The sequence below is a fragment of the Micromonospora sp. NPDC003776 genome (assembly GCF_053605645.1).
Genome location: NZ_JBSGJR010000361.1, coordinates 1 through 7,284, shown reverse-complemented (window position 1 = coordinate 7,284; position 7,284 = coordinate 1). Strand labels below are relative to the sequence as shown.

7 protein-coding genes are annotated in these 7,284 nt (G+C 72.0%); 4 read left to right on the top strand and 3 right to left on the bottom strand.

Annotated features, from left to right (window positions below; genetic code table 11):
• Nucleotides 1-61: 61 nt before the first annotated feature.
• The 3 genes from ACWEVO_RS24780 to ACWEVO_RS24770 form a co-directional block, all read right to left on the bottom strand.
• Complete coding sequence (locus ACWEVO_RS24780; protein ID WP_452309909.1) at nt 62-1,378, bottom strand: DUF2252 domain-containing protein; 1,317 nt, start codon at nt 1,376-1,378, stop codon at nt 62-64.
• Nucleotides 1,379-1,428: 50 nt separating this feature from the next.
• Nucleotides 1,429-2,784, bottom strand: a complete 1,356-nt coding sequence (locus tag ACWEVO_RS24775) for an IS4 family transposase (protein ID WP_452309908.1) — start codon at nt 2,782-2,784, stop codon at nt 1,429-1,431.
• A gap of 150 nt (nt 2,785-2,934) precedes the next feature.
• Nucleotides 2,935-3,495 carry an NADH-quinone oxidoreductase subunit B gene (locus tag ACWEVO_RS24770; RefSeq protein WP_452309907.1) on the bottom strand — a complete coding sequence of 187 codons (561 nt, stop codon included), beginning with the start codon at nt 3,493-3,495 and terminating at the stop codon, nt 2,935-2,937.
• 136 nt (nt 3,496-3,631) lie between these two features.
• Here ACWEVO_RS24770 and ACWEVO_RS24765 point away from each other — a divergent pair, with 136 nt between their 5' ends.
• From ACWEVO_RS24765 to ACWEVO_RS24750, 4 genes are all read left to right on the top strand, one after another.
• Entirely contained in the window at nt 3,632-4,201 is a 570-nt protein-coding gene (locus ACWEVO_RS24765) for a SigE family RNA polymerase sigma factor (protein ID WP_452309906.1), read from the top strand.
• Entirely contained in the window at nt 4,194-5,393 is a 1,200-nt protein-coding gene (locus ACWEVO_RS24760; RefSeq protein WP_452309905.1) for a hypothetical protein, read from the top strand. The genes ACWEVO_RS24765 and ACWEVO_RS24760 overlap by 8 nt, the downstream gene beginning before the upstream one ends.
• A 176-nt stretch (nt 5,394-5,569) precedes the next feature.
• Nucleotides 5,570-6,487 carry a hypothetical protein gene (locus ACWEVO_RS24755; protein WP_452309904.1) on the top strand — a complete coding sequence of 306 codons (918 nt, stop codon included), beginning with the start codon at nt 5,570-5,572 and terminating at the stop codon, nt 6,485-6,487.
• 92 nt (nt 6,488-6,579) lie between these two features.
• Nucleotides 6,580-7,143, top strand: coding sequence for a SigE family RNA polymerase sigma factor (locus tag ACWEVO_RS24750; protein ID WP_452309910.1), 564 nt, complete (start codon nt 6,580-6,582; stop codon nt 7,141-7,143).
• Nucleotides 7,144-7,284: the final 141 nt, after the last annotated feature.

The following is a 7,284-nucleotide window of genomic DNA, read 5'->3' as shown; positions in this document are numbered from 1 at the left end:
ATCCCGGTCGCGCTGCAATTCCCTTAGCGGGGGGGGGGGCGCCGCCCCCCCGCCCCGCCGCTCAGATGCCCGGGAGCCGGCCGTTGCGGAACAGGTCCACGAAGAGCTGGTGGTCCTCCCGGGCCCGGATCCCGTACGCGTGCGCGAAGTCGACCAGGTAGTCGACGAACCCGTCCGGGTCGGCGTCCACCACCGCCACGATGGACTCCTCGGTCGAGTAGTCGACCAGGTCGTGGCTGGACTCGTCGTCGGCCACCGAGTGCATCCGGGCCACCGCCCGGCCCAGGTCGGTGAGGACGCCGCTCAGTTCCTCCGGCTCGTTCACGTCCGCCCAGTCCAGGTCGGCCGCGTACGGGGAGACCTCGGCGACCAGTTGGCCGGCCCCGGCCAGCTCGGTGAAGCCCACCCACGGGTCGGCGTGCGCCTGCAACGCCCGCTGCGACTCGGCGGTCCGGTGCCCCTGGTGCCGGAAGTACGAGCGGACCCGCTCGTCGTCGATGTGCCGCGCCACCGCCGGCACCTGGGCCTGCTTCATGTAGATGACGACGTCGTTCTCCAGCGCCTGGGTGTGCCCCTCGAGCAGGAGGTTGTACGAGGGCAGCCCGGCCGAGCCGATCCCCACGCCCTTGCGCAGCACCACGTCCTTGATGTTGGTGGCGACCGGCCGGAGCCGGGCGGTCGCCTCGGGCAGCGTGCCCAGGTAGTCGTGGAACGCGGCGCAGACCTGCTCCCGGGTCTCGGCGTCGATCTCGAAGACGCCGTCGCCGAGCGAGAACCGGCGCTCGTAGTTGTCGATGGTGGTCTGCGTGGCGAGCAGGTCGACCCGGGTGTTCAGCCGGGCCTGCTGGAGCACCCGGCGCAGCACGCCGTCCGCGTTCTCCAGGGTGATCGAGCCGATCGCGTCGTCCCCGCCGGCGGCGATCGCCCGCAGCTCGGTCAGGTACGACCGGGCGAAGCTGGCCACCAGTTCGCCGATCACCCGGTCGGAGAGCGCCTTGGCGTAACCGAGCAGCGCCACGCTGGCCGCGAAGCGCTTCAGGTCCCAGGAGAACGGCCCGACGTACGCCTCGTCGAAGTCGTTGACGTTGAACACCAGCTGGCCGGAGCCGTTCATGTACGTGCCGAAGTTCTCCGCGTGCAGATCCCCGTGGATCCACACCCGGCTGGTCCGCTCGTCGAGGAAGCGGTCGCTGGCGAAGTCGCCGCGCTGGTCGGCGTAGAAGAGTGAGGCGCTGCCCCGGTAGAAGGCGAACGGGGAGGCGGCCATCTTGCGGAACTTGCGGCGGAAGGCCGCCGGGTCGAGCGCCATCGACGCGCCGAACTCCTCCGTCAGCACGTCGACGATGAAGGCGGAACGCTTGTCCGCGGACTGGGTCATGGCCCGCAGGCTAGCCCCAACGCCGTTCAGTTAGGGCGGCGGCTGGTTCGTCAAGGGCCGTCGGTGATGACGTCGATGCTGGTGGTGGCCTTGTAGGTGCGGCGGTCGATGTTCGGTCCTCGGGCTTGGTACTTGGAGTTCGAGCGTTTGATCATGCGGGTCTTGGTGCGGATGCGGCGGTCTGGCAGCAGGTTGGCCAGGACCCGTTCACCGATGACGCCGACCAGGTCGATGACGGTGTCGGCGATGACGCCAGCGGCGTGTGTGACCTGGTCGCGTGCGGCGTTGAGGGCGATGGTGAAGCTGGCCCGGTCCGGATCGAGGCCGGGTTGGCTGTCGGTGGCGTCGACCATGGCGGTGCGGAGCACCTGGTAGACGATCAGCAGGGCGTGGATCTCCTGGTCGACGCCGTCGGGGGTGCGGGCTCGTAGGACCCGACCACCGAGGATGGTGGACTTGAGTTCGAGGTAGGCGGTTTCGATCGCCCACCGCTGGTGGTAGAGCCGGGCCAGATCGGCGGCCGGGTAGCGGTGGGCGTCGAGGAGAGTGGTGATCAGGCGGTAGTCACCGGTGTGGCTGCCGCCTTTGGTGGTGATGCTGATTCTGGCTTCGATGACGCGGACGCGCTGGCTGCCGATGATCGACAGCCAGGATCCGTCGTGACAGCGGCGGATCAGCGGGAGTTTCCGGCCGGTCTTGCAGCGGATCAGCAAGTCGGCTCCGGTCGCGGTGAGGGTGGTGATCAGATCGGCGGCGGCGTAGTTGCGGTCGGCCAGCAGCAGCATCCCGGCGCGCAGGCTGCGGGCCAGCCGCCGTGCCTGGACGATCTCGCTGGTGGTGACCGGGTCGAACACCGCGTCGAGCATCGAGCGGGTGCCGCAAGCGAGCAGGGCGCTCAGCCGCAGGCTCGGATAGCCGGAACCGCCGTGGTTACCGCGTTGTTTGACGTAGCGGCGCAGGTTGGCCGTCGAGTCCGCGACGGCGAGTACGGTGCCGTCGACGACGACCGGCAGCAGACCCCGCCACCACACCTGTCCGACGGCGCCGGTGGGCGCGGGACCACGGAGCACGTCGAACAAGGCCCGCAGCGGGGACGAGCCGAGTCGTTGTCGGGCCTGTCGCAAGGCGCTCGCGCTGGGATCGGCGACTGGTAGCCCCCGTAGGCCGGCGACGAGTTTCGCCCACACCTGCCGGTAGCCGAGATCGGCGAACAGACAACCAGCCAGTAGCAGGTACACCACGACCCGGGCCGGCAACAACCGAACCCGTTGCTGCGTACGCCGGGTCGCGGCAAGGACGTCATCGACCATCTCGAACGGCACGAGGCGGGTCAACTCACCGAGATGACCGGCTGCGAACGGCCCGGCCGCTACCGTGACCGTACGGGTTATGGCAATCTGATCCACCGAGCGGGGTTCCTGGTTCGAGTTGTCTTGGAGTGACAAACCTTGATACCGGAACCCCGCCTCTCACTCCCCGATCAACACGCCCTTGACCAGCCACGCCCACGCCTAACTGAACGGCGTTGAGGCTAGCCCTGGGTCGCCACCCCCGGCTCAGCCGGCCGGCGGACGTACCGGTGGCGCGGTGAGCGACTCCACCGGGCGGGGCCCGGCGTCCACCGGCGAGGCGAGCCGGTCCGGGCGGCTGACCCCACCCGGGCCGGACTGCTCGGCGGCGATCTTCTCCTGGAGGCGGAGGATGCCGTGCAGCAGCGCCTCCGGGCGGGGCGGGCAGCCGGGCACGTAGACGTCCACCGGGATGAGCTGGTCGACCCCCTTGGTCACCGAGTACGAGTCCCAGTACGGGCCGCCGCAGTTGGAGCAGGCGCCGAAGGAGATCACGTACTTCGGCTCGGGCATCTGGTCGTAGAGCCGCTTGACCGCCGGAGCCATCTTGTCGGTGACGGTGCCGGAGACCACCATCAGGTCGGCCTGCCGGGGACCGTGGGCGAACGGGATGACGCCCAGCCGCATGAAGTCGTGCCGGCCCATGCTGGTGGCGATGAACTCGATGGCGCAGCAGGCCAGGCCGAAGTTGAAGACCCAGAGCGAGTAGCGGCGGCCCCAGTTCAGCACGAACCGGATCGGCTCGCCGAGCACCGCCGGCAACTGCACCTCGGGCCTCCCTCAGCTGTCCTCGAACAGACAGTCAACCACAGCCCCGACGGGCACGATCGGCGCAACCTCCGCCGACGTCATGGCGTGTGACCGGTGTGACCGCAGCAGCGGTGACCCGCACGGGGAGGACCAGATGAAGGTGACGAGAGAACCCCGGCTCGGCAAGCCACCACCCGAACGGACAGCGGACCGACCGGAGCACCGCGAGCAGCGCCGGGACATCGACTTCGACGGGTTCTACCATGCCCACGTCCGGTCGCTGACACTTCAGGTCGCCGCCTACTGCGGCGACCTGTCGCAGGCTCAGGACCTGGTACAGGAGGCGTTCTGCCGGGCGTTCGCCCGCTGGTCCCGGGTGTCCCGCTACGACGACCCGCTGGGCTGGGTACGCCGGGTCGCCTGGAACCTGGCCACCAGCCGCTGGCGGCGGCTGCGGGCCGCCCAGTCCTGGCTGAACCGGCAGCGCGAGGAGCACGTGCCGGGTCCGGAACCGGACCGGGTGGCGCTGACCGTCGCCCTGGCGCAGCTGCCGGCCAGCCAGCGCCGGGCGGTGGTGCTGCACTACCTGGCGGACCTGTCCATCACGCAGATCGCGGCGCAGGAGGGGGTGCCGGAGGGCACGGTCAAGTCCTGGCTGCACCGGGGCCGGGCGGCGCTGGCGACGCGGCTCGCCGGCACGAGCGAGGTGAACGACCATGACTGAGATCGAGGACATCCTGCTCAGCGGCGAGTTCGCCGCATACCGCGAGGCGTACGGCCCGGCGGTGCGGCCGGCCGGCCCGGACGACGTGCGGCTGACCGTCCGCCGACGCCGCCGGCGGGCGTTGGTCGCCGTCGCGGCCGTGGTGGCGCTCGCGGTGGCTCTCCCGGTCGCGGCGAACGCGGCCCTGGGTGGCCGGTCCGATACGCCGCCGGCACCGGCCCGGTCCGTCGAACCGATCCCGACCCGAGAGACCTCGCCGACCCCGTCCGCGGCCCCGTCCCCGACGCCGGGCACGGCGAGCCCGACGGCCGCGCCGAACGGAGGGATCAGCCGGCGCCAGCTCTTCGCCGCCCGGGTGGACCTGCCGACCTGGCTGACCGGCGTGGAGGACGTCTGCACCGGTCAGGTACGGCTCCAGGCTGGTCCGCTGGACTCCTCCCTCCCGTCGGTGCTGGGCGACCTCGGCTACGGCGACCTGGACGGCGACGGCGCAACCGAGACGGTGGCCCTGGTGGCCTGCCGGACCGGCGAGGCCCAGGCGAAGCAGCTGGTGGCCTTCGACCGGGACGCCGCCGGCCGGATCGTCACCATCGGCCGGGTGGTGGGCACCCAGCAGGGGATGGAGGACATCACGGGCTTCTCCGTCACCTCTGACGGCAAGGTTCGGGCACAGGTCGCCGACACCCAGCCCTGCTGCGGCTCCCCCGGATGGTCGGCCCAGCAGCAGTCGCGGACGTACGCCTGGACGGGCGACGCCTTCACCCAGACGGCCGGACCGATGTCATTCGGGACGGACCCACGGCTGACCGACCTAACCCTGAAGGCCGGCGACCTCGTCCTCGGCCCGCCCGACGCGAGCGGGAAGCGGACCGGTTCGGTGACCGTCACCGTGACCAACAAGGGACCGGTGGACGTACCCGGGCTCGGCTTCAGCAACCTCTTCACGGTCGGCGCACCCGCCGGGGGCGACCTGTCCCGCTGCGGGACGGGGTCGATGCAGGGGGAGAACGTCTGCGTCCTGGACGGGCTGCGGGTTGGGAGGAGCCGGACCTACACGTTCCGGTTCCGGGTCGATCCGGCGGCCTCGGGTGACCGGCCTAGCCTGCGGGTCGTCCACTTCGACGGGCAGGGACGGTACTGGGGCGACCTGCACCCGGAGGACGACACGGTGAACCTGCGGGTGGTCGGCTGAGCGCGCGACGCCCCGGCCGGGAGGCTCCCGCCCGGGGCGTCGCGTTCCCGCTGTCCGCTACCCGACGCGCACCGGTCACGACCGACTGCAACCAATCACCGGTCCCCGGGGTGTCTTGGCCGTAACACCGTCGGCGGGAATCGCCGGCGGTACCACGGGGATCGGAAGGAAGAAACATGACCAGGACCCTCACCCGCCGGCTGCTGGCCGGCGTCCTGGGCACGGGGCTCGCGCTGACCGGTGCGGCCGGACCGGCGGTCGCCGCGCCGGGCGACACGGCCGTCTCCGTCGGCCGGCTGGTGCTCGAACCCACCGACCGGGGGTACGCCGGCAGCCTGCCGGTGACCGTCACCTACCGGGGCACGGAGGCCGCCTACCTCGACCTCACCATCACCGAGCCGGTGCCCGGCGCGTTCGTCGGCACCACCCCGGCCGACCCGTGCTTCTACAGCAGCCCCCGGCCGGCGCGGACGATCTACTGCCACGTCCCGGACGGGGCGTTGCAGCCCGGCGAGCAGCGCCGGTTCACGGTCGACTTCCGGGTGCTGACCACGACGCGGCCGTACCCGATGTCCACCCCCGGCGGGCAGCTCACCGTCACCACCGGGGACGGGAACCCGGCGAACGACGGCGCGAGCTTCACCGCCCTGTTCCGGGCGACCACCGGCGCGCTCGGCGACCCCCGGCCGTACACCCGGGACACCCGCACGGACGCCTCGGTCACCGCCGGTACGGCAACCCTGGCCCGGCAGGACGACGGGAGCTGGTTCGGCAGGCTGCCGCTGACCGTACGGGTCGACGGCGACGCGGCGCACGACGCGTACTGGCTGGCGCCGACGTTGCCGGCCGGGGTCCGCGTCGCCGGGATCGAGCCGGAGGACATCTGCGCCCGCGACTGCACGGTGCCGGGCGGCCAGTTCATGCCGGGCGAGGAGCGGACCATGTCGCTGCTGCTCCGTGCGCCGGCTGAGGTCACGCCCGGTGACCTCGGGTCCGGTTCGGTACGGCTGTACGCCACCTTCAGCTGGGGCGACGAGCTGACCGACGTGGACCCGGCCGACAACATCGCCACCTTCGCCGTCACCGCCGACTGACGATGAGCCAGGCAGAGGCGCGGCCGTGGGTGACCCCGCGGCCGCGCACGCCCACCCCGCCCGGAGCGGGGACCTGGCCGGCCCGACCGACGATGGAGGTGAGCGCCGCCGTGGCGGAGGACGCCGGGCCCGGCTTCGACGAGATCTACCGGCACCAGTTCCAGCCACTGGTGGTGCAGCTCCACGCGTTCGTCGGGGACCTGGCCGAGGCGCAGGACCTCGTGCAGGAGGCGTTCAGCCGAGCGTGGCCCCGCTGGCACCGGATCGCCCGGTACGACGATCCGGTGGCCTGGGTCCGCCGCGTGGCCTGGAACATCGCCGCGAGCCGGTGGCGGCGGCTGCGTACCGCGCGGCTCTTCGGGCAGCGGCAGCGCCCGGAGGTGGTGGACGGGCCCGGTCCGGAGCGGGTGGCGCTGGCCGCCGCCCTCCGGACGCTGCCGGCCAACCAGCGGCGTGCCGTGGTGCTCCACTACCTGGCCGAACTCACCGTCGCCGAGATCGCCGAGGACTGCGGAGTGGCTCCCGGCACGGTCAAGTCCTGGCTGCACCGGGCGCGGGCGGCACTGGCCACCTGCCTCACCGAGCACGAACCCGGGGAGTCGACCGCCGATCGGTCCGCAGCGGCCGGCCGCCCGACCGGAAGGACGGCGAACTGATGGACCAGCGGAACCCGCACGCCGACCGGCTGGCGAGCGCCTTCGCCGAGCTGCGCACCGCGAGCCTCCGGCAGGTCGCCGAGCCCGACCCGGACGAGCCGCGCCGGCGGGCGTACCGCCGCTTGCGCCACCGGGCCGTGG